The organism is Pelagibacterium flavum (genome assembly GCF_025854335.1).
GTDB classification, from domain to species: domain Bacteria; phylum Pseudomonadota; class Alphaproteobacteria; order Rhizobiales; family Devosiaceae; genus Pelagibacterium; species Pelagibacterium flavum.
On the sequence record NZ_CP107716.1, the window covers coordinates 3,370,909 to 3,396,578 of the forward strand.

At 63.8% G+C, this 25,670-nt stretch carries 21 protein-coding genes; 12 read left to right on the plus strand and 9 right to left on the minus strand.

All coding sequences use genetic code 11. From position 1 onward, the window contains the following. The first annotated feature begins 143 nt into the window (after positions 1-143). The 3 genes from iolE (at position 144) to OF122_RS16960 (ending at position 5,056) form a co-directional block, all read left to right on the plus strand. On the plus strand, positions 144-1,037 hold the full coding sequence (iolE, locus tag OF122_RS16950) for a myo-inosose-2 dehydratase (protein WP_264225358.1): 894 nt from the start codon (positions 144-146) through the stop codon (positions 1,035-1,037). Between the two features lie 239 nt (positions 1,038-1,276). Continuing rightward, positions 1,277-2,074: a 5-deoxy-glucuronate isomerase gene (iolB, locus tag OF122_RS16955; RefSeq protein ID WP_264225359.1), complete on the plus strand. Its 798-nt coding sequence runs from the start codon at positions 1,277-1,279 to the stop codon at positions 2,072-2,074. A gap of 378 nt (positions 2,075-2,452) precedes the next feature. After that, positions 2,453-5,056, plus strand: coding sequence for a bifunctional diguanylate cyclase/phosphodiesterase (locus OF122_RS16960; protein WP_264225360.1), 2,604 nt, complete (start codon positions 2,453-2,455; stop codon positions 5,054-5,056). Between the two features lie 147 nt (positions 5,057-5,203). On the opposite strand, the gene hrpB is transcribed toward OF122_RS16960, so the two are convergent. The 5 genes from hrpB to OF122_RS16985 form a co-directional block, all read right to left on the minus strand. Further along, positions 5,204-7,654 (minus strand): ATP-dependent helicase HrpB, encoded by a 2,451-nt coding sequence (gene hrpB, locus OF122_RS16965; protein ID WP_264225361.1) that lies wholly within the window; start codon positions 7,652-7,654, stop codon positions 5,204-5,206. A 43-nt stretch (positions 7,655-7,697) separates the two neighbouring features. Further along, positions 7,698-8,540: a PA3715 family protein gene (locus OF122_RS16970; RefSeq protein WP_264225362.1), complete on the minus strand. Its 843-nt coding sequence runs from the start codon at positions 8,538-8,540 to the stop codon at positions 7,698-7,700. A gap of 169 nt (positions 8,541-8,709) precedes the next feature. Continuing rightward, a complete protein-coding gene (locus tag OF122_RS16975) occupies positions 8,710-9,432 on the minus strand; it encodes a copper homeostasis protein CutC (protein WP_264225363.1) in 723 nt (240 codons plus the stop codon). Further along, positions 9,425-10,339, minus strand: a complete 915-nt coding sequence (locus OF122_RS16980; protein WP_264225364.1) for an ROK family protein — start codon at positions 10,337-10,339, stop codon at positions 9,425-9,427. The genes OF122_RS16975 and OF122_RS16980 overlap by 8 nt, the downstream gene beginning before the upstream one ends. Positions 10,340-10,545: 206 nt before the next feature. Further along, positions 10,546-12,057 (minus strand): ATP-binding protein, encoded by a 1,512-nt coding sequence (locus OF122_RS16985; protein ID WP_264225365.1) that lies wholly within the window; start codon positions 12,055-12,057, stop codon positions 10,546-10,548. A gap of 193 nt (positions 12,058-12,250) precedes the next feature. Between OF122_RS16985 and OF122_RS16990 the strand changes: the two genes are divergently transcribed. Next, positions 12,251-12,742: an NUDIX hydrolase gene (locus OF122_RS16990; RefSeq protein WP_264225366.1), complete on the plus strand. Its 492-nt coding sequence runs from the start codon at positions 12,251-12,253 to the stop codon at positions 12,740-12,742. A gap of 191 nt (positions 12,743-12,933) precedes the next feature. Here the strand turns inward: OF122_RS16990 and OF122_RS16995 are convergent, their stop codons facing one another. Continuing rightward, on the minus strand, positions 12,934-14,436 hold the full coding sequence (locus OF122_RS16995) for an inorganic phosphate transporter (RefSeq protein WP_264225367.1): 1,503 nt from the start codon (positions 14,434-14,436) through the stop codon (positions 12,934-12,936). Positions 14,437-14,650: 214 nt separating this feature from the next. Between OF122_RS16995 and OF122_RS17000 the strand changes: the two genes are divergently transcribed. Together OF122_RS17000 and OF122_RS17005 are read left to right on the plus strand one after the other, a co-directional pair. Beyond that, positions 14,651-15,253 carry a DUF2062 domain-containing protein gene (locus tag OF122_RS17000; RefSeq protein WP_264225368.1) on the plus strand — a complete coding sequence of 201 codons (603 nt, stop codon included), beginning with the start codon at positions 14,651-14,653 and terminating at the stop codon, positions 15,251-15,253. A gap of 27 nt (positions 15,254-15,280) precedes the next feature. Continuing rightward, positions 15,281-15,697 carry a VOC family protein gene (locus OF122_RS17005; RefSeq protein WP_264225369.1) on the plus strand — a complete coding sequence of 139 codons (417 nt, stop codon included), beginning with the start codon at positions 15,281-15,283 and terminating at the stop codon, positions 15,695-15,697. A 2-nt stretch (positions 15,698-15,699) separates the two neighbouring features. On the opposite strand, the gene pcaQ is transcribed toward OF122_RS17005, so the two are convergent. Beyond that, complete coding sequence (gene pcaQ, locus OF122_RS17010) at positions 15,700-16,617, minus strand: pca operon transcription factor PcaQ (protein WP_264225370.1); 918 nt, start codon at positions 16,615-16,617, stop codon at positions 15,700-15,702. Positions 16,618-16,729: 112 nt separating this feature from the next. On the opposite strand from pcaQ, the gene OF122_RS17015 reads away from it, so the two are divergent. From OF122_RS17015 to OF122_RS17030, 4 genes are all read left to right on the plus strand, one after another. Continuing rightward, a complete protein-coding gene (locus tag OF122_RS17015) occupies positions 16,730-17,575 on the plus strand; it encodes a CoA transferase subunit A (RefSeq protein ID WP_264225371.1) in 846 nt (281 codons plus the stop codon). Between the two features lie 2 nt (positions 17,576-17,577). Next, positions 17,578-18,357, plus strand: a complete 780-nt coding sequence (locus OF122_RS17020; RefSeq protein WP_264225372.1) for a CoA-transferase subunit beta — start codon at positions 17,578-17,580, stop codon at positions 18,355-18,357. Continuing rightward, entirely contained in the window at positions 18,357-19,562 is a 1,206-nt protein-coding gene (gene pcaF, locus OF122_RS17025; RefSeq protein ID WP_264225373.1) for a 3-oxoadipyl-CoA thiolase, read from the plus strand. Before OF122_RS17020 ends, pcaF begins: the two co-directional genes overlap by 1 nt. 464 nt (positions 19,563-20,026) lie before the next feature. Continuing rightward, positions 20,027-20,305: a hypothetical protein gene (locus tag OF122_RS17030; RefSeq protein WP_264225374.1), complete on the plus strand. Its 279-nt coding sequence runs from the start codon at positions 20,027-20,029 to the stop codon at positions 20,303-20,305. A 191-nt stretch (positions 20,306-20,496) separates the two neighbouring features. Here the strand turns inward: OF122_RS17030 and OF122_RS17035 are convergent, their stop codons facing one another. Together OF122_RS17035 and OF122_RS17040 are read right to left on the minus strand one after the other, a co-directional pair. Further along, positions 20,497-20,727 (minus strand): hypothetical protein, encoded by a 231-nt coding sequence (locus OF122_RS17035; protein ID WP_264225375.1) that lies wholly within the window; start codon positions 20,725-20,727, stop codon positions 20,497-20,499. Between the two features lie 171 nt (positions 20,728-20,898). After that, the gene (locus tag OF122_RS17040) at positions 20,899-21,105 is read right to left on the minus strand and encodes a cold-shock protein (RefSeq protein WP_014129445.1); all 207 of its coding nucleotides are present in this window, start codon (positions 21,103-21,105) and stop codon (positions 20,899-20,901) included. Positions 21,106-21,371: 266 nt separating this feature from the next. Here OF122_RS17040 and dld point away from each other — a divergent pair, with 266 nt between their 5' ends. Then, the gene (gene dld, locus OF122_RS17045; protein WP_264225376.1) at positions 21,372-23,057 is read left to right on the plus strand and encodes a D-lactate dehydrogenase; all 1,686 of its coding nucleotides are present in this window, start codon (positions 21,372-21,374) and stop codon (positions 23,055-23,057) included. A gap of 508 nt (positions 23,058-23,565) precedes the next feature. Then, positions 23,566-25,551: a PhoX family protein gene (locus OF122_RS17050; RefSeq protein ID WP_264225377.1), complete on the plus strand. Its 1,986-nt coding sequence runs from the start codon at positions 23,566-23,568 to the stop codon at positions 25,549-25,551. Positions 25,552-25,670 lie beyond the last annotated feature (119 nt).

Genomic DNA, 25,670 nt, shown 5'->3' on the forward strand with positions numbered 1-25,670 from the left:
CCCCCAAGGGAGAGGTAAGCCTGGCGCAGACGCTCTGCTTCAGGATACGAAAATGGAGCCCAGTTCCACCTCTCCCTCTGGGGGAGAGGTCGCCGCAAAGCGGCGGGTGGGGCCTTTGAGATGAACGGAAAGAACGAGGAAAAATGATCCGGATCGGTGCGAACCCTATCGGGTGGTCCAATGACGACATGATCGAGATTGGCGGGGAGACGCCGCTGGAGGTGTGTCTGGCCGAGGCCAGGGAGGCCGGGTTTACCGGGATGGAGCTGGGCAACAAGTTTCCGCGCCAGACCGAGGCGCTGCGGCCCGTGCTCGATGCGCATGGGCATCGGCTGGTTTCGGGGTGGTATTCGACCGAGCTTCTGGTTCGCGACGAGAATGCCGAGATCGAGGCGGCTGCGGCGCATGCGAGCCTGCTGGCTGACATGGGCTGCACTGTGATGATCGTGTGCGAGACATCGAACGCTATCCACGGGCAGATGGAAACGCCGCTGTCGGAGCGTCCGGTATTGCCTCATGACGTCTGGGCCCGGTTCGGGATGCGGCTGACGGCATTCGCCCTGAAGCTGAAGCAGGCTTACGGGCTCGATCTTGTCTATCACCACCACATGGGAACGATCGTCCAGACCGAAGCCGAGATCGACCGGCTGATGGCTTCAACGGGCGATGCTGTGCATCTGCTGCTCGATACGGGGCACGTGACCTGGGGCGGGGGCGACCCGGCGCGGGTGGCGCGCAACCATTTCTCCCGCATCGCGCATGTGCACACCAAGGACGTGCGGGCCGATGTGATGCTGAAATCGAACTCGGAGGACTGGAGCTTTCTCAAATCGGTGCTGGCCGGGGTCTATACCGTGCCCGGTGACGGACTGATCGACTTTTCCTCTGTGTTTGCCGCGCTCAAGGGCTATGAGGGCTGGGTGGTTGTCGAGGCCGAACAGGATCCCGAAAAGGCCCATCCGCTGACCTATGCGAAAATGGGGTATGGCCATTTGCGCGGTGAGTTGGAGCGGGCCGGGTTCGAGGTGGCGGCTTAGGCCAATTGCCGGCTCGGAAGGGGCCTCTCACCCCAACCCTTTGCCCCAAAGGAGAGGGAGCGGGCCGGCGGGAAATCTGGCCGCCGGGGTTGCCGGGGCAGTGACGGGAGGAGAGGCGGCGGCAGGAGCCGCGAGCGCTGCCGGTTACCGGGTCCCGGATCAAGTCCGGGATGACGATGAATTTTTGGACGGCGGGGCGTTGAGAGGCTGGGGGCCGGCAAAGAGAAAAGGAAAGCAACATGTCTGAACTGCTCGTCAAGCCATCGGGGGACAGTGGCAAACTTATCGACATAACACCGCAGAGCGCCGGGTGGCGGTATGTGGGGTTTGCGTTGCACAAGCTCGGAGCCGGGGAGAGCGTTTCGGACGTCACGGGAGACCGGGAGGTCTGTCTGGTTTTCGTTTCCGGCTCAGGCCGGGTCAGTGCGGGCGGAGAGGCGCTGGGCACGATGGGCGGGCGAAAGAGCCCGTTCGACGGCAAGCCGGCGGCTGTCTATGTGCCGGGCAATAGCGACTGGTCGGTGACGGCCGAGACCGATCTGGAGCTGGCGGTGTGTTCGGCCCCTGCCCTGACCGAGCGCGCCGTGACCGTCATCTCGCCCGATGCCATGAGCCAGGAGGTGCGCGGCAAGGGCACCAATGTGCGTCATGTCACCAACATCCTGCCCGAAACCGACGGAGTGGCCGACAGCCTTCTGGTGGTCGAGGTGATAACGCCGGGCGGGCACACATCGTCCTATCCGCCGCACAAGCACGACCGGGACGCATTGCCGGAAGAATCCTATCTCGAGGAAACCTATTATCACCGGCTCAACCCCCATCAGGGTTTCGCCTTCCAGCGGGTCTATACCGACGACCGCTCGCTCGATGAAACTCTACTGATCGAGGACGGTGTGACCACACTGGTGCCCAAGGGGTATCACCCCTGCGCGGCGATCCACGGGTATGATCTTTACTATCTCAATGTGATGGCCGGGCCGCACAGAACCTGGAAGTTTCACAATCAGCCCGAGCACGAATGGCTGCTTGGGGCGTGAGGCTGAACCGGCATTTATGCGGGAGGCTCCGACCCGCCAAACCCACCATTTGTCAACCCGGCCTTTGGGCCGGGGGCCTGTATGCTCAGCGTCCGAGATGGAGCCGTCGACGCTGAGTGTACTGGATCCCGGCTCAAAGGCCGGGATGACGTCGGGTGAGGTGTTGGGGGTTGTTACGGTCTTGCTGGCCTTGCCCGCCGATCGCCTGGAAAGTCAGCAAACGATGGCGTTTAAAGGGCGTGTTAAGCCCTTGGCCGTAACAGTTTCCCGTAGCGAAAACGTCGGTGCGGGGGGCAAGGCACTTTGGCAGGCACGATTCAAAGCAGGTTGAAACAATTGGGGCGGGTGCTCGTACGCGCCAGCAACATACCTGCGTTGATGGCCGTCATCGTGATCACCGTGGCGATGGGATTTGCCGAGTATCAGAACCGGGAGATCTTTGCGCAATCCCAGCGCGCCATGGTGCTCGACAAGCTCGGCTTGGTGCGGGCCCGGCTCGAGGGGAACGTCAACTCCAACCTGCAACTGATCCACGGCCTTGTCGGCGCGATCACCACCGAACCCTATATGGGACAGAGGCGGTTTTCCCGGCTTGCCGCTTACCTGTTCGACCAAAGCAGCCAGATCAGCAATATCGCGGCGGCGCCCGATTTCGTGGTGCGCATGGTCTATCCGGTGGCCGGAAACGAAGCGGCGCTGGGGCTCGACTACCGAAACAATGCCGAACAACGCGATGCGGCGATGCAGGCGCGGGACACGCGGGAAATCGTTCTGGCCGGGCCGGTGCATCTGGTGCAGGGCGGGCGCGGCTTTATCGGGCGGTACCCGGTCTATTACGACAACGCTGCGGGCGAGGAGCGCTTCTGGGGCATCGTTTCAGCGGTGATCGATGCCGACAAGCTCTATGCCGACAGCGGCCTTGACACGATAGCAAGCGATATCTCCATCGCCATTTCCGGTCGCGACGGGCAGGCCGACAACGAGGCCGTCTTCTATGGCGACGCCGCGGTGCTGGAAAGCGATCCGGTACGCGCGGAAGTCTTGCTGCCGTCGGGAAACTGGATCATCTCGGCCATCCCAAGCCAGGGCTGGGGCGCCAGCCCGCCCAATACGGCCCTGTTGCGGATCGGAATGGCGCTGGCGGCGGCGCTGATCCTGGTGCCGATCGTGCTCTTGGGCCGGCTCAACGAAGAACGCCGGCGGCGGATGATCGAACAGCGGCGGCGCGAGGCCGAATTGTCGCGGCTGTCGCGCCGGCTGGAGCTGGCACTGGCCACCTCGCAGGTCGGCGTTTGGGAGATGAACATTTCCAACGGGGCGCTGTCCTGGGACGACCGGATGAACGAGCTTTACGGCTATGAGCCGGACGGCGGGGGGCGTGACTACACTCATTGGCGCGACAGGCTGCATCCGGACGATCTGGAACGCGCCGAGCGTGACTTCAACGAATCCATCCGTTCAGGCAGCCAGTATTTCTCCAACTATCGGATCATGACCCCCGAGGGCGAAACGCGGCACATCAGGGCCATAGGCTCGGTCTATCAGGACCCGGGCGCCGCTCCGCGCATTCTGGGGGTCAATTGGGACGCAACGCCCGACGCCAAGCTGTCCGAGGCCCTGATGCGGGCCAAGACGCAGGCAGAGGCGAAAAATTTCGAGCTCGAAACCGCCAAGGCGCGCATCGAGCACAACGCCATGCACGACCCGCTGACCGGGCTGCCCAACCGGCGCTATCTCGATGAAATCCTCGACATGCACACCAAGCGCAGCGCGCGCGATGGCGGGTATGTCTCGATCCAGCATATCGACCTGGACCGCTTCAAGCAGATCAACGACACGCTGGGCCACGCGGCGGGTGACGCCATGCTGATCCATGCCTCCGAGGTGCTCAAGGGCTCGGTTCGGCCCTCTGATTTCGTCGCGCGGATCGGCGGCGATGAATTCGTGATCCTGTGCATCGGGGAAAAATCGGACGCCGAACTGCGCGCGATGGCCGAGCGGATCATCGCCGCGATGCGCAAGCCGGTTTCCTATCAGGGCCATGAATGCCGGTTCGGCGTATCGATCGGGATCGCCGGGGGTGATGTTTCAACGACGCCGGCCAAGCAGGTGCTGGTCAATGCCGACATCGCGCTTTATCGGGCAAAGGAACGCGGGCGGAACCGTGCGGAGTTCTTCTCGGAAGAATTGCAGGCCGAAATCGTCACCGCCAAGCGGATCGCCGACGACATTCTGGCGGGGCTCGAGAACAACGAATTCATCGCCTTCTACCAGCCGCAGGTGGACGCAAAGACTCTCGATATCGTGGGCATGGAGGCGCTGGCGCGCTGGAACCATCCGATCAAGGGGCTGTTGGCGCCCGATGCCTTCATGGCGATTGCCGAGGACCTCAACGTGGTCGCCGCCATCGACAAGCTGATCCTCGAACAGGCGCTGGCCCAGCACAAGAAGTGGAAGGCCGCGGGGCTCGACGTGCCGCGTGTTTCGGTCAACGTCTCGGCGCGGCGGCTCAACGACGAAGGGCTGATCGGAACCCTCAAGGCGCTCGATATCGAGCGGGGGACCGTCTCGTTTGAATTGATCGAATCGATCTATCTCGACGAGCGCGATACGCTGGTCTCGTTCAATATCGACCAGATCAAGGATCTTGGGATCGATATCGAGATCGACGATTTCGGCACCGGGTATGCTTCGATCGTTTCGCTTCTGCAGCTGCGCCCGACGCGGCTCAAGATCGACCGGCAACTGGTCATGCCGATCACCAGTTCGCCCGGCCAGCGCCGGCTGGTCGGCTCGATCATCGAGATCGGCGCGTCGCTGGGCATCGAGGCGATTGCCGAGGGTGTGGAGAGCTTCGAGCACGCGAAAATCCTCGCCGATATGGGCTGTTCGGCCTTGCAGGGCTACGCCATCGCCCGCCCCATGGACGGCGACGCGGTGACCCAGTTCATAACAAGCCAAAGCTGGCGCAAGGCGAGCTAGCCCCCACCATCGCTGTCCCGGACTCGATCCGGGACCTAGCAGCCCTGCCGGACCACTGGTGGGCGTTGCGGCGCTCATGGACCCCGGGTCAAGCCCGGGGCAGCGAGAAAGAGGTGGCGGCAAGGGCCTCCCGCTTCATAACCTGGGCTAGCTTCTGGGCTTGGCGCGATTGGTGGCCTGGGCTGAGAGCGGGTCGTCGGGCCAGTAGTGCCGGGGGTAGCGGCCCTTTAGATCCTTTGCGACATCGGACCATGAGCCGCGCCAGAAGCCGGGGAGATCGCGCGTGGTCTGGATGGGGCGATGGGCGGGGGAGAGCAGCGAGAGCAACAGCGGCACCTTGCCATTGGCGATGGCGGGGTGGGTATCGAGCCCGAACAGCTCCTGCACGCGCACGGCGAGGACCGGCCCGTTTTCAGCGGCATAATCGATGGGGATATTGCTGCCCGAAGGGGCGGCGAAATGCGAGGGCAGCAGCGTTTCCATCTGCGCCCGCCTGTCCCATGGCAAAAGGTCGAAGAGGGCGGCAGCAAGGTGATCGGGGGTAATGGTGTCGAGGCGCGAGAGCCCGGAAATGTGGGGCACGAGCCAGGCGGCATCGTTTTCGGCCAGCGCCGCATCGGAGAGGTCGGGCCAGTCGGCGCCCATGGTGCGATGGAGGAAACCGGCGCGCTCGCGCAGGGTACGCTGGTCGCGGGTCCAGGGAAGTTTGTCGATGCCGAGCTGCGCGATGCCTTTGGCCAGCATGGGCGCGGCGGCGGCAGGATCATCGAGGGCGGCAGGGCCATCTTCGAGCCGCAGGGCGCCGAGGCGGCGCTGGCGGCGGGCCCGGACGGCGCGGGCGGCGGGATCGAACGCCAGTTCGGTGGCGGTCTGGATGTGATGTGAGAATATCTCCTCGATCCCGTCGCGGTCGATGGCGATGGCGGCACGGATGTACGCACTGGCGGCGGCGCCGGTCATTTCGGTTATGACGAGGAATTTTTCGCGCGCCAGGCGCTCGGTTTCATCGATGCGGGCCTGACGGCCATTGGCGAGGCGGAAGCGGCCGGGGCCCGTTGATTGCGCGACGCGGTCGGGATAGGCGCGGGCAAGGTGGCGGGCGAGGTCGGCGCCCGTGATCTGCCCTGCCCCGCCGGCGGCTTTTGCCCAGCGCGTGGCGAGGGCTTTGGCTTCATTGGCGCGTTTGGAATTGTCGCGGCGCAGGCGCTCGAAACGGTCGGCGAGATCGATGGCGTTGCCGTCGAGGCCGGGTTCGCCAGAGAGAACACCGAGCAGGGCCGCATCCATGGCCGCGCCCTCGGTGGCGGCCAGCGCGACCATGTGACCGAGGCGCGGATGGAGCGGCAGTTTGGCCAAGAGCGTGCCGTGGGGCGTGATGCGGCCGGCGGCGTCGAGCGCGTCGAGATTTTGCAGAAGATCGACAGCCTCGGACCATGCGGGGGCCGGAGGGGGATCGAGGAAAGCGAGGGTTGTGGGATCGATGACGCCCCAACTGGCGAGGTCGAGTACGAGGCTTGTGAGGTCGGCCTGGAGAATTTCGGGGGGATCGAAAGGGGGAAGGCTCTGGGTCTGGCCTTCGTGCCAGAGCCGATAGCAGACTCCCGGTTCGGTGCGTCCTGCCCGGCCCCGGCGCTGATCGGCGCTGGCGCGGGAAACGCGGCGGGTTTCAAGCCGGGTCAGCCCGGTGTTGGGCTCATAGACCGGCAGGCGCGAAAGGCCGGAATCGATAACGATCCGAACGCCTTCGATGGTCAGCGAGGTCTGGGCGATGGCGGTGGCGAGGACGATCTTGCGGCGGCCGGTCGGGGCGGGCTGGATGGCGCGATCCTGTTCGGCCGGGGTGAGCTGGCCGTAAAGGGGCGCGATATCGGTGTCGGGGCCAACGATCGCGCCAAGCGCCTCTGCTGTGCGGCGGATTTCGGCCTGACCGGGAAGGAAGATGAGGACCGAGCCGGTTTCCTCGGCCAGCGCGCGGCGGGTTGCGGCAGTAACCGTTTGTTCGATGCGCGCATTGGCATCAGGAATGATATGGCGGGTATCGACGGGAAAGGCCCGGCCCTGACTTTCAATGACCGGGGCATCGCCGAGCAAGGTCGCCACCGCCGCGCCGTCGAGCGTTGCCGACATGACGAGGATGCGCAGATTCTCGCGCAGGGCCGTGGCGTCGAGGGTGAGGGCGAGGCCGAGATCGCCATCGAGGCTGCGTTCGTGGAATTCGTCGAACAGCACGGCGGCAATGCCGGTCAGCTCGGGATCGTCGAGGACCATGCGGGTGAAGACGCCCTCGGTGACCACCTCGATGCGGGTCCTGGCCGAAATTTTTGTATCGAGCCGGACGCGGTAGCCCACGGTTTCGCCGACCTGTTCGCCCAGCGTCTGGGCCATGCGGCGGGCGGCGGCACGGGCGGCGAGGCGACGCGGTTCGAGCATGACGATCCTGCCATCGCCGCGCCATGGGGCATCGAGCAGAGCCAGGGGCACGCGGGTCGTCTTGCCCGCGCCGGGCGGAGCGACGAGGACGGCGCGTGTCTTGTCCTCCAGCGCCGATTTGAGCGCGGGGAGAACGGCGTCGATGGGCAAGGGATCTGTCGGGTGCATGAAGCGTGTTTAGCAGGACGGGCGGGATTTGGCAGAGGGGAATCTACCAGCCGCGCATCATGGCTTCGGGGACGGTGTATTGTTTGCCGTCAAAAATCAAGCGGTCGGCGCTCTCCGATGTGTCCGTCACAGTATCGGTGCACCGGCCGTTGCGGTCTTGTGCAATTGTGGTTTCGGCGCGGGTCGAGACGATGATGTCTGCGACACCGTTATGGGCCTGTGGCGCCATGGCGAGCGTTCGCGTGGTTGCGTAAAATTCGCCTTCGCAATTGCCGTCCCATTCGCCACCGCGTTGATCGACAATGACATTTTCGAGGATAGCGTCGAGGTCTTCCCCTTCCATGTCGAAGAGCCAGAGCGTGGTGAGCAAAAAGGGGTTCACGCGTGAACTTCCCTCCTCAACGATCCGAAGCCCGAATGCAACCCGGCCCGGCGCCAGCCGGTAGAATGCGGTGTCGAACGCCACGCGATAGATCCGCACAGCATCGTCAGACATCATACCGGCCAGACGGATGCGCGCGCGGACAGCGTGTGTTTTGGTATCGAGAACGAAAAGGTCGAGATCGCCCTCGGTTGCATCGCCGGTCCGCTCGTAGATCAGCGGGACGGCGACGAGACGGTAATGGGGATTGGCCGGCCAGATGCGGCAGACCATCTTGTCGGAGGCATAATCGATGACGCTATCGGCGGGCAGCGTGATCGTGCCACCATCGACCGAGAAGGTCGCGTCGGAAATTCTGGTGCCGTCGGGATAGGCGGTTTGCACGATGGAAGCGGCATCCTGGCCGCAGCCATTTTCCCAGGCAGTGGCGGGTGACGAAACAAGGCCAAGCATCGCAACGATGAACAGCGTCACGGGGCGGATATGGAATGGCGCTTGTTTCATCGGGGACCGTTCTCGCGCAGGTATCGCCGCACGCTATTGCGCCACCACGCAATTGCCAACAGTTACGCGCGGGGTGTGCGCAATGCTGGAGATCGAACCGCTGGCTCTGGGGGTACTGGATCCCGGGTCTTCGCCCGGGATGACCGGGGTGGGGAGGATGTGGGGTTATTCAGGCGATCGCCATCGCCCGCCTGAGCGCGGCCACCAGATCGAAATCGGTGCGTTTCATGCCCGGTGCGACATAGCCCAGATCGGCGGCGCGACCGGCAGGGATTTCCATTGGGCGGCTGGCCGAGGCGTGAAGCTCGGCAATGCCCAGAGCAAGGAAGGCTTTGGCGTTGTCCGCGTTGACGCCGGAGCCGGCCATGATGGCGATGCGACCAGCGGCGTGGGCGGTGATGATGCGCAGGGCATTAAGGCCATGAATGGCGCTGGGAGCGCCGCCGGAGGTGAGGATGCGCTCGAACCCTAGATCGATGGCGGTATCGATGGCCGCGGGGAAATCGGGTGCCAGATCGAAGGCGCGGTGCAAAGTGAGTCCAAGGCCGCTGGCGCGGGTGACGAGGCGCTCGAGGATTGCGGTGTCGAGCGTGCCATCGGGCCGGGTGGCGCCGAGGACGACACCGGCCAGACCGGCGGCGCGGGCGGCGTCGATGTCGGTTTCCATGGTGGTCACATCGTCGTCGGAAAAGACGAAATCGCCGGCGCGCGGGCGGATCATGGCGTAAACGGGGATGGGCGCAGTGGCAGCGAGGGCCATCAGCCCCGGGGTGGGCGTGAGCCCGCCGACGGCGAGCGATGAGCACAGCTCGATCCGGTCGGCGCCGCCGGATATGGCGGCAGCAAGGCCGGCGGCGTCATCGACGCAGATTTCGAGGGTTGGGTCAGGCATAGGCGAACCTGTCCAATCCCAGAAGCGCCGCGCCGACGAGGCCGGGTTCGGTGGCGCATTGGGCGGGGACGATCAGAGGGCGGTCGAGCTTGCGCAGGATGGACGCGCGCACGGCACTGTCGAGCGCCGCGATGAGGCCGGGCGCACCGGCCATGCCGCCACCGACGGGCACGATCGACGCGCCGGTGATGTTGACCGCAAGGGCCAGCGGAGCGGCGACCAGTTCAACGTAGATCTCTATGGTGCGGCTGGCTGCCTCGTCGCGTCCGGCCCAGCCGACGACGATTTCGCGGCTGTCGCGGGCCTGGCCGGTCAAATGCATGTGCAGCTTTTCCAGCCCGCGCGCCCCGCCTACCGTATCGACGCACCCCAAGCGGCCACAGCCGCACTGGAAATGGGGGATAGCGAGCGGCGGATCGCCTGCACTGGTGGCAAGGATCGTGGCGTGGCCCCATTCGCCGGCATACCCGCCCCGCCGGTTGGCAAGGCGGCCCTCGACCACGAGACCGCCGCCGACACCGGTGCCCAGGATGATGCCGAACACCACGTCGTGCCCCTGCCCCGCGCCGAGCCCGGCTTCGGCCAGGGCGAAACAATCGGCATCGTTGGCGATGGAGACGGGAAGTTCGAGCGCCTGGGAGAGATCGGCATCGAGCACGCGGCCATCGATGCAAGGCACGTTGGCGCAGATCATTTTGCCGGTCTCGATATCGACGACTCCGCAGATGGAAATCGAGATGGCGTCGGGGCGCTCGGGGGCGGCGGCGAGGATGCCGCGCAGGGTTTCAACGAAGGCGGCAAAATCGTTGCGCGGCGTTTCGATGCGCCCCATCGGAACGATGGAGTGCGCATCGCGCGCGAAAGCCGCCTTGATGGCGCTGCCGCCGATGTCGAGTGCAAGGATCATGGGCCTGAACCTAGCGGTGGATGGCGGGCGAGCAAGGGGAGATTTCGTTAAAAGCGCAGAATTGCCGATTTTGGCGGAGGAGCATGGACTCGGTTGGCGTGGCAATCACGGGCGCTGGGGGTACTGGATCCCGGGTCTTCGCCCGGGATGACAGTGGTGCGTGGGGGAACGTGGAGCAAAAAGGCGGGGCGTTGGGAAACGCCGGGCTATTCCGCAGCGGCCCTGCCATCGGGGGTTTCGGCGGGGGCGTTGGCGTCGCCGGGGGCGGTTTCGCAGGAAAGGTCGGGGAAGGCGGCGATGCGGCGGTTGGAAAAGTCCTCGCGCAAAACGATCAGGCCGCGATCTTCGAAATAGGTCAGGAGCCGCCGGGCCCGGGAGGCCGAGTGCGAGCCATAGGCGCGGGCCAAGGTGGCATCGGACGGACAGGGCAGTTTTTCCACCGCCGCGCGGGCGACCATGAGGAACACGCCCTGCAGATCCTCGGGGAGCGTGCGGGCGAGATCGAGAGCGGTCTGCCAGACGCCGGACTCGGCGGCGGCCGTATCGACCCCGGCGCGGGCCACGGCGAAACGGCGCTTGAAATCATTGAGATCGGGCGGGGTGCCCGGCACGCGCCGGATGCGGCAGCGCACGAGAAAATCCTGATAGAGCACGGCGACCGAGCGGAAACTGGCGTCCGGGTCTTCGAGAATTTCGGCAAGCACGGCATCGATCAGGGCGGCCCGCTCGGCTTCGTCGATTTCCGGGAAGAGGCTTGCCGGCTCGGGGTCCGCCTTGGGGGCGGGTTGGCTCAGTTGAGCCAGAATATCGGCCGTGGGGCGCGGCGCGGGCTGGACGGTACGGCGCGGGAGGGGGCGGGTTTCCTCCTCGGCGCCGGGGGTGAAGATCAGATCGGCGGCGTCGGCCCCGGTTTCAGGCAGCGGCATCAGCTTGGGCGATGTGGAGCGGGCGCTGGTTTCGACAGCGCCGATGCGGATGGGCAGCGGGCGGCGGGCGAGCGCGGGGCCGAGCGCGACGAAATTGCCCTTTTCGAGATCGCGGAACATTTCGGTGCCGCGCCGGTCCATGCCCAAAAGATCGCCGGCCCGGGCCATGTCGATATCGAGAAAGGTGCGGCCCATCAGGAAGTTGGACGCTTCGGCGGCGACGTTCTTGGCCAGCTTGGCCAGCCGCTGGGTGGCGATGACGCCGGCCAGGCCACGCTTTCTGCCACGGCACATGAGGTTGGTCATGGCGCCGAGCGAGAGTTTTCGCGCCTCATCGGAGACTTCACCGCCCGAGGACGGCGCAAAGAGCTGGGCTTCATCGACAACGACCAGCATGGGATACCAGAAATCGCGGTCGGCATCGAAAAGCCCGCCCAAAAAGGCGGCGGCGGCGCGCATCTGGGCTTCGGCTTCCAGCCCTTCGAGCGAGAGCACGACCGAGACCCGGTGCTGGCGGATGCGGCCGGCGATGCGGGTCAATTCATGCTCGGAGCGGTCGGCCTCGACAACCACATGGCCGAACTTGTCGGCCAGGGTGACGAAATCACCCTCGGGGTCGATGACGCATTGCTGCACCCAGGGGGCGCTCTGTTCGAGCAGGCGCCGCAAAAGATGGGATTTGCCAGAGCCGGAATTGCCCTGCACCAGCAGCCGGGTGGCCAGCAATTCCTCGAGATCGAGCTTTGCGGGCGTCGCCGACTTTGTCGTGCCCATGTCGATTTCGACGGTCATCGCCTTGTGCCTGCTCCGGGGTTGGTTGGTGATTCGAGATGGGACTCGGGCAAGCCGAGCAAAGTTATCTTAGCATTGGGGAAAGCGGGCTGCACAACCCCCTTGCATCGATTCACAACCATTCGCGTTGTACTTTGACCTTACGAGCCAAATCAGCCTAGGATTCCCCATGTTCCGGATGGAGTCGTCCCCGATGCCCATGCGCCTTTGGTCCCGCTTTTTTTCCAGCCCCCCCGCCGAGCCGGTGGGGCCGCAATTTGGCGCGTTGCCTTACAAGATCGTGGATGGGCAGGTCGTGGTGCTGCTCATCACCTCGCGCGGTCGGGGGAAATGGATTTTCCCCAAGGGCCGCCAGATGGAGGGCAAGACGCCCTGGGAAAGCGCCGAGCTTGAAGCCTATGAGGAAGCGGGCGTGGTGGGCGAGATCGAAACGACGCCCATCGGCTCATATTTCCTGCCGGTGACCGAGGAGCGGCCCCAGCCCATCGAGGTCAAGATGTTTCCGCTGCTGGTCACCGACCAGCGCGCGGACTGGAAGGAAATGGGACAGCGCTATCGCCATTGGGCGGTTCTGCCCGAAGCCAAGCGGCTGATTACCCATGACGGTCTGGCCGATGTGGCCCTGGCGCTGGCGCAAAGAGAAACGTCTCGTTCTGTCTCACGGCGCGCACCGCAGAAGGCATGACGGGCTAGGGCCGTTCAGCTCTTGAAGCGCCAGCCACTCCGACTGTTTCCCCGGCGAAAGCCGGGGTCCAGCAGCAGGTGCCGAGTCGCTGGCGGCCGAGGAAGCCCTCATGGGCCCCGGCTTTCGCCGGGGCAGCGATGGGGACAATGCCAATTCCGTGTAAATCTTGGGCGCCGTTAGGCGTGATGACGCTAAAGCCCGAACAGCACCACCATGCCCCAGAAGATCCCTGCGGCCAGCAGCGCGGCGGCGGGGACGGTGATGATCCAGGCGGCGCCGATGGAAAAGGCGTGCTGGCGGCGGACCAGATAGCGGCGCTGGCGCTTCTGGTAGTTGGCGACCGCTTCTTCGGCGGTCCGGTTGAGGTGATCGGTGCGCAGGAACACGCCTTCGGGGCTGACGGCCTTGTTGCGGATGCCCTGGTTGGAAAAGCCCTCACGCAAAAAGCCCACACCGAACACCGCGCCCACCGCGATATGGGTCGATGAGACCGGCAGGCCGAGCGAGGATGCGACCAGAACCGTTGCGGCGGCCGAAAGCGCAACGCAATAGCCACGGATTTCATTGAGCTTGGTGATCTTTTCGCCCACCGTGCGGATGAGGCGCGGGCCGAACAGCGCCAGCCCGAGCGCCAGGCCCAGCGCTCCGATGGCCAGCACCCAGATCGGCAGGGCGACCGACCCACCGACATCTCCGTTCTGGACCGCCGATACGATCGCGGCGAGCGGACCGACAGCGTTGGCCACGTCATTGGCGCCATGGGCGAAAGACAAGAGGGCCGTCGCAAAGATCAGGGGCAGCCGGAACAGCGTTCCGATCTGCTTGTTGGAATTGTCCATGCTCTCGGTCCGGGCCCGAACCCAGGGCTGGGTGGCAAGCCAGCCCAGCCCCCCGGCAACAAGCCCGATCAGCAGCACGATATGACCCTGCGGCTTCCAGACGCGCGAAAGGCCCTTCATCGACATGTACATGGCGAAAATGCCGACCATTATCGCGATCAGGACCGGCACCCAGATGCGGGCGGCGACCACCTTTTCCTTCTGGCGCAGGATGGTGAAATTGATGACGGTGAGCAAAACCGCCGCCAGCACGCCGCCCATGACGGGCGAGATCACCCAGCTCGCGGCGATCTTGGCCATTGTGGGCCAGATGATGGCGGAAAAGCCGGCGGCGGCGATCCCTGCCCCGACCACGCCTCCGACCACCGAATGGGTGGTGGACACCGGCGCGCCGATGATGGTGGCAAGGTTGATCCAGAGCGCCGAGGACAGCAGGGCGGCCATCATGACAAGTACGAATGTCGTGGTGTCGAGATGGGCGCCGGGCACGATGATGTCGCGGGAGATGGTACTGACCACATCGCCACCGGCAAGCAGGGCGCCTGCCGCCTCGCAGATGGCGGCGATGGCCAGCGCACCGGTCATGGTGAGGGCCTTGGCGCCAACCGCTGGTCCCATATTGTTGGCGACGTCGTTGGCCCCTATGTTGAGGGCCATATAGGCGGCGATAACCGTAGCGATAATGACCAGATAGCTCAGCGGACCCGAGGAAACGACGAAAACGGCCCAGACAAGCGCGGCGAGCAGGAAGACCAGCGCAAGGCCCGGAGCAGCAATGGCGCGGGAGCTGTCCTGGGTTGCCTCACGCAACTGGCGGACGCGCTTGAGATCCTTGTCGATGGCTGACTTGGACATGGGGCTCCTGGAAGACTTGCCGGATTTACTCTGGCCATAGCGAACATGGGTCGGCTTGGCCACAGCGATTGTGACGTTTTCGTCATAAAAGGCGCCCGTTGAGGACTGTTTTACCGCTTCTGCGCAAATCGGTCACACCCTTTAGCAATTGTCTGGCGGTCGAGCCCCGATCGGGGTTACCATTTGGTCCGATATGGAGGATAACCGGCCTTAAATGGCAGACAGCAGGCACAAAAAGGACTGGCAGACGCGGCTGCGAAATGCGGTCTGGCCCCGCATGGGGATCAGGCGGTATTTGACCTATCTGCAAAAGCGCGTGTTGCGGCTGACGGCAAGCCCGCACGCCATTGCGGCGGGCGTCGCCTCGGGGGCGGCGGTGTCGGTGTTCCCGCTGATCGGCGTGCATTTCTTCCTCGGATTCATCCTGGCGTTCGTGACGCGCGGCAACATGCTGGCCGCCGCGATCGGAACCGCATGGGGCAATCCCATCACCTTCCCGCTGTTTTTTTCGCTCAGCTTTCAGTTCGGCTCGTCGATCCGGGCGGCGCTGTTCCCCGACGATCAGGCGACCATCATGCGCCATGCGGACACCACGGCGCTTTCGGGTGGGCTGTTCTCGCTCGATCTGGGTGCCATCCTGCCGCTGTTTCAGACCATGATGATCGGCGCCCTGCCGATTGCGCTGTTTTGCTGGATCTTCTTTTACGTGATCGTGCGCGGGCTGGTGAGCGGCTTTCAAACAGCGCGCAAAGCCCGGCTGGAGCGGCGGCGGGCACGGCAGGGCCAGACCTCGCCGCGCAACGCGGTGCGGGGCTGATTTTCTAGAAAATGGAGAGGAGATAGAGTGACTCAATCGGTTTTTCACCTCGCCTATCACGTGACCGACCTGGACGCGGCGCGGCGATTTTACGGCGGCGTGCTGGGATGCGCCGAGGGGCGCTCAACCGAAACCTGGGTCGATTTCGATTTTTTCGGGCATCAGATTTCGCTGCACCTGGGCGAGCCGTTCAAAACGACCCGCACCGGCAAGGTGGGCGATCACATGGTGATGATGCCGCATCTGGGCGTGGTCCTTCCGCTCGATGACTGGAAGGCACTGGTCGCTCGCCTCGAGGACGCCGGGATTGCGTTCGACATTCCACCGGTTGTGCGGTTCGAGGGCGAACCGGGCGAACAGCGGACCATGTTTTTTACCGACCCGTCGGGCAATCCGATCGAGGTAAAGGGTTTTGCAGACTTTGCCGGGCTGTTTGCCAAATAGTTTTATCGTCGGCTGACCACCTCGCGAACCGCGGCAATGAAGGCGGTTGTGGGCAGGTCGAGTTCGGCGCCGGCGCGGGTGGTGATGCCGATGGCGCCGTAGCTGGCGGACATATCGACATCGAGGGTGGCCAGCGCGCCGCTCTGCAGGTCGGCGGCGACCACCGAGCGGGAGATGAACCACACGGCATCGCTCAAAAGCGCATAGGCGCGGCCGAACGAATTGGACACGGTTTCGATCTCGCGCGGCAGGCGAGTGATGCCAGCGGCGAGAAGTACTGTTTCGACGGTCTGGCGGATGATGGCGCCGCGCGGGGGGACGAGCGCGGGGAACGGTTCGACCATGCGCAAGGAGGGTTCGGGCTCTTCAAGCAGCGGATGATCGGGGCGAACTGCGAGAACCAGCGGCTCGGAATAAAGATGCTCGAAACTGAGCCCGACCATGATTTCGGGCGCCGGCATGCGGCCGACCACCAGATCGATGCCACCGGCCCGCAGCAGGCCCAGAAGGTGCGGGCTGGGGCCGCTTTCCACATGCACGCGGGCGGTGAGCGGACCCATGGCAAAGCGCGCCACGGCACGCGGCACCACATCGACCTCGACGGTGGGCAGCGCGCCCAGGCGCACCACCGCATCGGCATGGCTGGCGAGCGACACGGATTCAACACCCTGGCGCAGCGCCGCGATGGCGGCATTGGCGTAGCGCAGAAACAGCGCGCCGAATTCGGTCAGCGCCAGCTTGCGCCGCGAGCGATCGAACAGGGCGACGCCGAGAATGTCTTCAAGCTCGGCCAGCGATTTGGAGATGGCGGGCTGGGACAGGCCCAGGGCCTCGGCGGCGGGCACGACGCCGCCATGCCTGTCGGTTTCGACAAAGCAGGTGAGATGGCGAAGCTTTATGCGCGGGTCGAGGGTTGGCACACGATATATTCTGTTTGGTTATATATTTCCCCATATTTATCATTTTACCGCGCCTCTCTGCCAGTATTTATTGCACCATCGGTTATAGAACTGTTTTCCGGGATGGAGATCAATGAGCAAGATCATGCCGCTCGAACAGGCGGTGCGCGAGAACCTTAAGGACGGCGATACGGTCGCCTTTGAAGGTTTTACGCATTTGATCCCGCACGCGGCGGGCCATGAAGCGATCCGGCAGGGGTTTAGGGATCTGACCCTGATCCGCATGACGCCCGACATCATCTACGATCAGATGATCGGCATGGGCATGGCCAAAAAGGTCATTTTCTCTTATGCGGGCAATCCCGGCGTCGGCCTGTTGCGCCGCATGCGGGACGCCATCGAGAACCAGTATCCACGCGCCATTAAAACCGTCGAGCACTCGCACGCGGCCATGGCCAACGCCTATGCTGCCGGGGCGGCCGGCCTGCCCTGTGCGGTGTTTCGCGGCTACAAGGGCGCCGACCTGCCCAAGGTGAACCCGGACATCAAGTCGATCACCTGCCCCTATACGGGAGAAGAACTGGCGACGGTGCCGGCGCACAACCCGGACGTCGCCTTCATCCATGCCCAGAAGGCCAATGAAAAGGGCGATGTCCTGATCGAGGGCATCGTCGGCGTACAGAAGGAAGTGGCGCTGGCCGCCAAAAAGGTGGTGGTGACGGTCGAGGAGATCGTGCCCGACTTTGCCGGCATGCACCCCAACCTCACAGTGCTGCCGCACTGGACGGTGACTGCGATTGCCAGGGTCAAGGGCGGCGCGCATCCCTCCTACACTCACGGCTATTACGCGCGCGACAACGCGGCCTATCTGGCCTGGAACGAGATTTCGGCCGACCGCGACCTGTTTGCCAAATGGATGGACGAGAATGTCTTGAACGCGACGCCCGAGGTGTTCGCCGAGCGTGTGAAGGGGCTTTGACGATGAGCGATTTTACCCCAACAGAAATGATGACCATTGCCGCCTCGCGGGCGCTGTCCTCGAAAGACGTGTGTTTCGTAGGCATCGGGGCGCCGTCGGCGGCGTGCAACGTGGCGCGGCTGACCCATGCGCCCGACATCACGCTGATCTATGAGAGCGGAACCATCGGCACGGCGCCCGATGTGCTGCCGCTTTCGATCGGCGATGGCGAATTGTGCGAGACGGCGGTCTGCACCGTCGCGGTGCCGGAGATGTTCCGCTACTGGTTGCAGGGCGGCAAGATCACCGTGGGGTTTCTCGGCGCGGCGCAGATCGACAAATTCGGCAATATCAACACCACGGTGATCGGCGATTACGACCACCCCAAGGTGCGGCTGCCGGGCGGCGGCGGGGCGCCTGAAATCGCGACCTCGTGTGGAGAAATCTACATCACGCTCAAGCAGGCGACGCGCTCGATGGTGGAAAAGATCGACTTTTTCACCTCGTTCGGTCACGGCGAGGGCGGCGATCACCGCGAGCGACTGGGGATAAAGACCAAGGGGCCGACGCTTTTGATCACCGATCTGGCGATCTGGAAGCCCGACCCGGTGACCAAGGAATTTACCGTGGTTTCGCTCCATGAGGGGGTGACGCGCGAGATGGTGCAGGAGACCTGTGGGTGGACCGTGAAGTTCGCCGACAATCTCGAGGTGACCCCTGCCCCGAGCGAAATCGAGCTGTCGACCCTGCGCGATCTCAACGAACGCACCAAGCGCGCCCATGCGGGCGGAAAGGCAGCGTGATGACCGAAGCTTATATCTGCGATTATATCCGCACGCCCATCGGGCGGTTCGGCGGGGCGCTCAGCAAAGTGCGGCCCGACGACCTTGGGGCACTGGTGCTGAAAGCGCTGGTCGAGCGCAACCCATCGATCGATTTCGAGGCGGTCGAGGACGTGATCTTCGGCAATGCCAATCAGGCCGGTGAGGACAACCGCAACGTGGCGCGCATGAGCCTGCTGCTGGCCGGACTGCCGGTCACGGTGACCGGCACGACCATCAACCGGTTGTGCGGGTCGGGGCTCGACGCGGTGCTGACGGCGGCGCGCGCCATCAAGGCGGGCGAGGCGGATTTGATGATCGCGGGCGGCACGGAATCGATGAGCCGGGCACCGTTCGTGATGCCCAAGGCCGAGACGGCGTTTTCGCGCAATGCCGAGATTTACGACACGACGATCGGCTGGCGCTTCGTCAACCCGGCCATGAAGGCGCAATATGGCGTCGATTCCATGCCCGAGACCGGCGAGAACGTGGCCGAGGATTATCATGTTTCCCGCCAAGATCAGGACGCCTTTGCGGTGCGCAGCCAGAACAAGGCGGCTGCCGCGCAGGAGAACGGGCGGCTGGCCAAGGAAATCGTTGCGGTGACCATTCCACAGCGCAAGGGCGATCCGGTTGTCGTCGATACCGACGAGCACCCGCGCGCCACGACGCTGGAAACGCTGGCCAAGCTGCCAACGCCGTTCAAGAAAGAGGGCGGCACGGTGACCGCGGGCAATGCGTCCGGGGTCAATGACGGGGCGGCGGCTCTGATCATCGCGTCCGAAGCTGGGGTGAAAAAATACGGGCTGACGCCGATCGCGCGGATCGTGGGCGGTGCGACCGCCGGGGTCCCGCCCCGCGTCATGGGCATCGGGCCCCTGCCCGCTTCGCAAAAGCTGATGGCGCGGCTGGGCCTTGGTGCTGAGGATTTCGACCTTGTCGAACTCAACGAGGCGTTTGCCAGCCAGGGGATCGCGGTGTTGCGTGGACTGGGGATTGCCGAGGACGCGGACTTTGTGAACCCCAATGGCGGCGCGATCGCGCTGGGGCACCCGCTGGGCATGTCGGGCGCGCGCATCGCGGGCACGGCGGCGCTGGAGCTGAGCCTGACCGGCAAGAAACGGGCGCTGGTGACCATGTGCATCGGGGTCGGCCAGGGCATCGCAGCAGCGCTGGAGGCGGTTTAGGGCTGGGGCTTTCCCGGGAGGGAGATGAACCACCAGCGCTCAAGGCCCCCTCACCCCAACCCTCTCCCCCAAAAGGGGGGGCGAGGGAGTCAGGCTGCGGCTTTCCTTACCCTGGTGTTTATCTTCAGTGCTTCTGCAAAAATAAACCCTCGCCCCTCTGGGGAGAGGGTGGCCGGAAGGCCGGTGAGGGGCCTTTGCCGTATTTCTCATCCGATAGTCGGACATTACGTCCGCCTTGCAAATCCGGCGGCGAACGTATATATGGTGTGCAGGCTCGATGGTGCGCGATTTGATTTTCGCGCTGCCCAATCGCAAAAGTGATGTCGCTTTTGCTGGAAACGCGCTGATGGCAGCGCCCTCTTCCGAGCCATTTCAGACAATCATAAAACCGTAGCAAGGCTGCCCGATAATCGTGGCGCCGCTACAGTTCAGACGAGGCCGTCCAGTGGCGGCCAGAAAGACATATGAAGACCATAGATTTCAACGCCGAAGCGTCCCTTTATCTGGGCCGCGACTGGCGGACTGCGCTCGAGCAGGGATCGCGACGATTCCCCAGCGCGGCAAAGGCCATCCGATTTGCGCTTGAAGAAGTGCCGCCCGTGAGCCTGCACGGCGCGCGCATGATCGTCGAGGGACGAAGCTATTCGCCCCGCGACCTGCAGAAGTTTTACGGCGACAGGGCATACCCGCTGCACCGCAAGGCGGAACGCGAAGCGATCCTTGTCGAACCGTTCAACGATTAATGCGGTCAGCTCGCCGCTGGAAGTGAGCCTGTCCCACGGCGTCATCCCGGGCGAAGATCCGGGATCCTGTAAGCGGCAGAGTTGGCGGTTCTGTCTCAGACGCTGAGTGTACTGGACCCCGGCTCAAGGCCGGGGTGACAGCATGGGAGGTCGGCCAAAATCGGGCTCTCGCCCCCTGTGTCGAATGGTCTTCAGGCTGTCGCGGATTTGCGGCGCACAGCGGCTTTTTTCTTGGGGGCTGCCTTTTTGGCGGCCTTTTCGATGGCGTCCTTGCGCTCTTTTTCGAGCCGCAGGGCCTTGAGGCGCTCGGTCTTGGCACGGGTCGCGTCAAGCGCGATCTCCTCCTGGCGCAACGCCTCTTTCTGGCGCGCTTCCATCTCGGCATATTTGCGCTGCGGGCTCACCTTGGGCGGAGCTTCCATTGAGATATCTCCTGAATTAGATAATTTCACCGTTTCACGGAAACGGCGCAACGATCCAAGTCCTTGTTTGTCGCGTTTCCCAGCCCGACAAGTGCTACCCACTTGTCCTGGAAACGCTCGTAAAAAAAGGCCGCCTTTGGAGCTTGGGCTCGAAAGGCGGCCTTAATCGTATCAGGCAGCCTGGATATTGATGGCCGACTTGCGTCCGTCGCGGCCGCTTTCGAGCTCGTAGCTCACAGCCTGGCCTTCGACCAGCGTCGCCATTCCGGCGCGCTCGACAGCGGAGATGTGCACGAATGCGTCTTCGCCGCCCTGATCGGGCTGAATGAAGCCGAAGCCTTTGGTTGCATTGAAGAACTTTACCTTGCCCGAGATCATCATGGATCCTTTCAGTGGCAGTGGACCCCGACGCGACATGCGCCAAGGCCGCCCAAACCCCGTGGGGGATTTGCGGCTCAACGTCTAGCAATTGAGGATATCCAAGTATCCGGCGAACCGGGCGATCAGGTAGCCAAGAGCATCCAACGTGATCACATAACACTATAGCAAATGTGGCATGCAAGCAAGCGGCGCCCGTTTACGCGAGGGCTCTTCCATTCCCCGCCCATGGCGTTATGGTCCCCGGCCAGAAAAGAGGACCGCCCATGACCGAGAAACTCGTTTCCACTTTCCGTTCCATTGTCGGCCAGCGCCATGTGCTGGTGGGCGATCGCGCCACGCGGCGCTACCGGAAGGGCTATCGCTATGGAGACGGGCATGTGCTGGCGGTCGTGCGTCCGGGCACGCTGGTTGAAAAATGGCGGGCGCTGAAGGCGTGCGTGGAGGCCGGCGTCATCGTCATTGTCCAGGCGGCCAATACCGGAATTACCGGGGGCTCGACCCCATTCGGAGAGGGTTACGACCGGCCCATCGTGATCATCAACACAATGCGCATTTCGCGTATCGATCTGATCTCGGGGGGCAGCCAGGTGATTGCCCTGCCCGGCGCCACGCTCGACAAGCTCGAAAAGACGCTGCGGCCCATCGGGCGCGAGCCCCATTCGGTGATCGGGTCGAGCTGTATCGGGGCATCGGTCACCGGCGGGGTGTGCAACAATTCGGGCGGCTCGCTGATCCAGCGCGGCCCGGCCTATACCGAGCTGGCGCTTTACGCGCAGGTCGATGAAACCGGCACGCTCAAACTGGTCAACCATCTGGGGGTCGAGCTGGGCGATGACGCGGAAACCATCCTTTCGCGGCTCGATCGCGGCGAGTATTCGCAGGCCGATGTGGCGCCCGAAGGCAATCGGCGCGCCTCGGACCACGATTATCATCGCCATGTGCGCGACATCGAGGCCGACACCCCGGCCCGCTTCAACGCCGACCCGCGCAAGCTGTTCGAGGCTTCGGGCAGCGCGGGCAAGCTGGCGGTTTTCGCGCTGCGGCTCGATACGTTTGCGGCGGACACCAACACCCAGGTGTTCTACATCGGGTCCAACGACCCGCTGGAGCTCAACACGATCCGTCGGCACATGCTGAGCCAGTTTGCCCATCTGCCGATTGCCGGGGAATATCTGCATCGCGACGGTTACAAGCTGACGCAGCAATACGGCAAGGACACATTCCTCATCATCAAGCTGTTCGGCACCGACCGGATACCGGCCGCTTTTGCGGCCAAAAGCTGGGTGGACGGGATCACCGAGAAGCTGGGGCTGGGCGGCACGATTTCCGACCGGATCGTGCAGGTCATCACCGGGCTTTTGCCCGAGCATCTGCCCAAGCGGATGAACGATTATCGCGACCGGTTCGAGCATCATCTGATCATCCGCATGGGCGGAGACGGTGTCGCCGAAGCGCGGGCCTATCTTGAGCGCATCTTTCCCTCGGCAAGCGGGGATTATTTCGAATGCACGCCGCAGGAGGGCGCCGACGCCTTTTTGCACCGCTTTGCGTTCGGGGGCGCCACCGTGCGCTATCGCGCCACGCACCCGGACGCCGTTGAAGACATTCTGGCGCTCGATGTGGCACTGCCGCGCAACGAGATCGACTGGCTGCCCGAACTGCCCGCCGAGCTTGAGGCACAGATCCAGTACAAATCGATCTGCGGGCATTTTTTCTGCCACGTCATGCATCAGGACTACATGATAAAAAAGGGCGCCGACGTCCCCGCGATCAAGGAAAAGCTGCTGGCGCTGCTCGATACGCGGGGAGCGGAGTATCCCGCCGAACACAATGTCGGGCACCTTTATGCGGCAAAGCCGGCGCTGGAAGATTTCTACAGATCGCTCGACCCCACCAACAGCTTCAACCCCGGCATCGGCAAGACCAGCAAGAAGAAGCAGTGGGCCTAGGGTCAGGACCTAATAATTTCGCGTTCACGATGGAGACGCAAATGGCCAAGTGGCAGGAAAAGAATGAAGAGCGTATCGAGATACGGTCGAGTTCTTTGACGCACCACTTGGCCATTTGCGTCCCACCCCGCAGGGCGCGCCGGATTTGCCCATCCGGTACGTCAAGCCGCTTGCCCCTGTCTGGACAGGGGCGGCACGCCTTTCCTGCCGGGCTGAACAAATCCGGCAGCGTCGTGAGCGTGAAATTAATAGGTCCTGACCCTAAAGCCTGTCATGTTGAAATGGAAGCACCTGCGTGGCGGCAGAAGGGATCTTTAACGCGCAATCGCCGCGACCCGATGTAATGTCATAACAGTGTTATTCCCCGGCCCTAGTTTCCGCGGATGGGCGCTGGCGAAAGGGCGGCAGAGACTGCCGCCTGTCGCCGATCGAGCGCCCCGACCGCTCATGGACACTGGCCTCACACCTGCCCCATGAGCCCCGCAACGCAACGAGCAGGGCTTTACAGATGAACGAGCACAACCCGAAATTTCCGACCCAGGGTCTGGAAAACGCCGAATTCGAACCCGTCAATCCCACGTCCAACCCCACGATGGGCGAGCTGATTTCCCGCCGCTTTTCGCGCCGCGGCTTCCTCAAGGGTTCCCTGGCCACCACGGCCATTGCCGCAACCGTCAGCCCGCTTGCCCTGCTGACCGCCGAAAAGGCAAGAGCGCAGGAAGGCTCGGTCTTTTCGTTCGCCGAAGTCGAGGCCGGGGTCGATGCCGACCATCACGTCGCCGAGGGCTACAACGCCGATGTGCTGATCCGCTGGGGCGATCCGGTGACCAATGACGCGCCTGAATTCGACCCCGCCAACCAGACGGCGCAAGCGCAGGCCGGCCAGTTCGGCTACAACAACGACTATGTCGGCTTCGTGCCGATCGAGGGTTCGTCCGAGCACGGCCTGTTGCTGGTCAATCACGAATATACCAACGCGCACCTGATGTTTCCGGGACTGGTGACCGTGACCGACGGCGAGGCCGTTCAGGGCCCGCTATCGGAGGAGCAGGTCAATATCGAGATCATGGCGCATGGTGGCTCGATCATCGAAATCGAAAAGGTCGACGGCAAATGGCGCCGCGTTGCGGGCAGCCCCTATAACCGCCGCATCACCGGCGAAACCGAAATGGAAATCACCGGCCCCGCCGCCGGTCACGACCGTCTCAAGACCAGCGCCGACGAAACCGGCACGCTGGTGCGCGGCACGCTCAACAACTGCGCCGGCGGCACCACACCCTGGGGCACCTATCTGATGGCCGAGGAGAACTTCCACGGCTATTTCGCCGGCGAACTGCCCGAAGGTCATGCCGAAGCGGCCAATTACGAACGTCTGGGCGCTCCCGGCGGCTGGTATGAATGGCACAATTTCCACGACCGTTTCGACGTTTCCAAAGAACCCAATGAAATGAACCGGTTCGGCTGGGTGGTCGAAGTCGATCCCATGGACGCATCCGCCACGCCGAAAAAGCGCACGGCGCTGGGGCGCTTCAAGCATGAAGGCGCAGAATCGATCGTCGCTCCGGATGGCCGCGTGGTCTTTTACTCGGGCGACGATGAGCGCTTCGACTATGTCTACAAGTTCATAACCTCCGGCACGTTCAACGCGGACGACCGGAACGCCAATATGGACCTGCTCGATGACGGCACGCTCTATGTCGCGCGCTTTGAAGAAGATGGTTCGATGGCATGGCTGCCGCTCATTTTCGGCGAAGGCCCGCTCACGGAAGAAAACGGTTTTGAAAGCCAGGCGGACGTCCTGATCGAAACCCGCCGGGCCGCCGACCTTCTGGGCGCAACCCCCATGGACCGCCCCGAGGACATCGAGCCCAACGCCACCAATGGCCGCGTCTATGTGATGCTGACCAACAACACGCGCCGCACCGACGAGCAGGTCGATGCCGCCAACCCGCGCGCCGAAAACGCCTTCGGCCACATCATCGAAATCCACGAAGAAGGTGGCGATTTCGCCGCCACCACCGGCCGCTGGGAAATCCTGATCCAGTGCGGCGATCCCTCGATCGCGGAAGTCGGCGCGACCTTTTCGACCGAGACGACGGAAAACGGCTGGTTCGGCATGCCCGACAACGCCGCCGTCGACAGCGAGGGGCGGTTGTGGGTTTCGACCGATGGCAATTCGCCCTCGGCCACAGGGCGCACCGACGGGCTTTGGGCCGTCGATACCGATGGTGAAGCGCGCGGCACCTCGAAACTGTTCTACCGCGTGCCGGTCGGCGCTGAAATGTGCGGCCCCCTGCCGACCCCGGACCTCACCACCATGTTTGTTGCGGTACAGCACCCCGCAGATGGCGGCGAGGATTGGGACGGCCACGGACGCCCCTCCTATTACGAGGACCTTTCGACCCGCTGGCCCGATTTCCGCGACGACATGCCGGTGCGACCGTCGGTCGTGGCCATCACCAAGGCGGACGGCGGCAAGATCGGCATGGCGTAAGGTCAACGCCCAAACCGAATGACAACCGGGCCGGCACGCGGGGTCTCGCGTGCCGGCTTTTTCGTGTCCACGGGGGCCTTGGGTTGGCCCCATTGAAGGCGTTAGGGTGGCACCAAACG

What these genes read in the sequence shown, in the direction of transcription:
- iolE (WP_264225358.1), top strand. Translation starts at nt 144, where the DNA reads ATGATCCGGATCGGTGCGAACCCTATCGGGTGGTCCAATGACGACATG.
- iolB (WP_264225359.1), top strand. Translation starts at nt 1,277, where the DNA reads ATGTCTGAACTGCTCGTCAAGCCATCGGGGGACAGTGGCAAACTTATC.
- OF122_RS16960 (WP_264225360.1), top strand. Translation starts at nt 2,453, where the DNA reads ATGGCCGTCATCGTGATCACCGTGGCGATGGGATTTGCCGAGTATCAG.
- hrpB (WP_264225361.1), bottom strand. Translation starts at nt 7,654, where the DNA reads ATGCACCCGACAGATCCCTTGCCCATCGACGCCGTTCTCCCCGCGCTC.
- OF122_RS16970 (WP_264225362.1), bottom strand. Translation starts at nt 8,540, where the DNA reads ATGAAACAAGCGCCATTCCATATCCGCCCCGTGACGCTGTTCATCGTT.
- OF122_RS16975 (WP_264225363.1), bottom strand. Translation starts at nt 9,432, where the DNA reads ATGCCTGACCCAACCCTCGAAATCTGCGTCGATGACGCCGCCGGCCTT.
- OF122_RS16980 (WP_264225364.1), bottom strand. Translation starts at nt 10,339, where the DNA reads ATGATCCTTGCACTCGACATCGGCGGCAGCGCCATCAAGGCGGCTTTC.
- OF122_RS16985 (WP_264225365.1), bottom strand. Translation starts at nt 12,057, where the DNA reads ATGACCGTCGAAATCGACATGGGCACGACAAAGTCGGCGACGCCCGCA.
- OF122_RS16990 (WP_264225366.1), top strand. Translation starts at nt 12,251, where the DNA reads ATGCCCATGCGCCTTTGGTCCCGCTTTTTTTCCAGCCCCCCCGCCGAG.
- OF122_RS16995 (WP_264225367.1), bottom strand. Translation starts at nt 14,436, where the DNA reads ATGTCCAAGTCAGCCATCGACAAGGATCTCAAGCGCGTCCGCCAGTTG.
- OF122_RS17000 (WP_264225368.1), top strand. Translation starts at nt 14,651, where the DNA reads ATGGCAGACAGCAGGCACAAAAAGGACTGGCAGACGCGGCTGCGAAAT.
- OF122_RS17015 (WP_264225371.1), top strand. Translation starts at nt 16,730, where the DNA reads ATGAGCAAGATCATGCCGCTCGAACAGGCGGTGCGCGAGAACCTTAAG.
- OF122_RS17020 (WP_264225372.1), top strand. Translation starts at nt 17,578, where the DNA reads ATGAGCGATTTTACCCCAACAGAAATGATGACCATTGCCGCCTCGCGG.
- pcaF (WP_264225373.1), top strand. Translation starts at nt 18,357, where the DNA reads ATGACCGAAGCTTATATCTGCGATTATATCCGCACGCCCATCGGGCGG.
- OF122_RS17030 (WP_264225374.1), top strand. Translation starts at nt 20,027, where the DNA reads ATGAAGACCATAGATTTCAACGCCGAAGCGTCCCTTTATCTGGGCCGC.
- OF122_RS17035 (WP_264225375.1), bottom strand. Translation starts at nt 20,727, where the DNA reads ATGGAAGCTCCGCCCAAGGTGAGCCCGCAGCGCAAATATGCCGAGATG.
- OF122_RS17040 (WP_014129445.1), bottom strand. Translation starts at nt 21,105, where the DNA reads ATGATCTCGGGCAAGGTAAAGTTCTTCAATGCAACCAAAGGCTTCGGC.
- dld (WP_264225376.1), top strand. Translation starts at nt 21,372, where the DNA reads ATGACCGAGAAACTCGTTTCCACTTTCCGTTCCATTGTCGGCCAGCGC.
- OF122_RS17050 (WP_264225377.1), top strand. Translation starts at nt 23,566, where the DNA reads ATGAACGAGCACAACCCGAAATTTCCGACCCAGGGTCTGGAAAACGCC.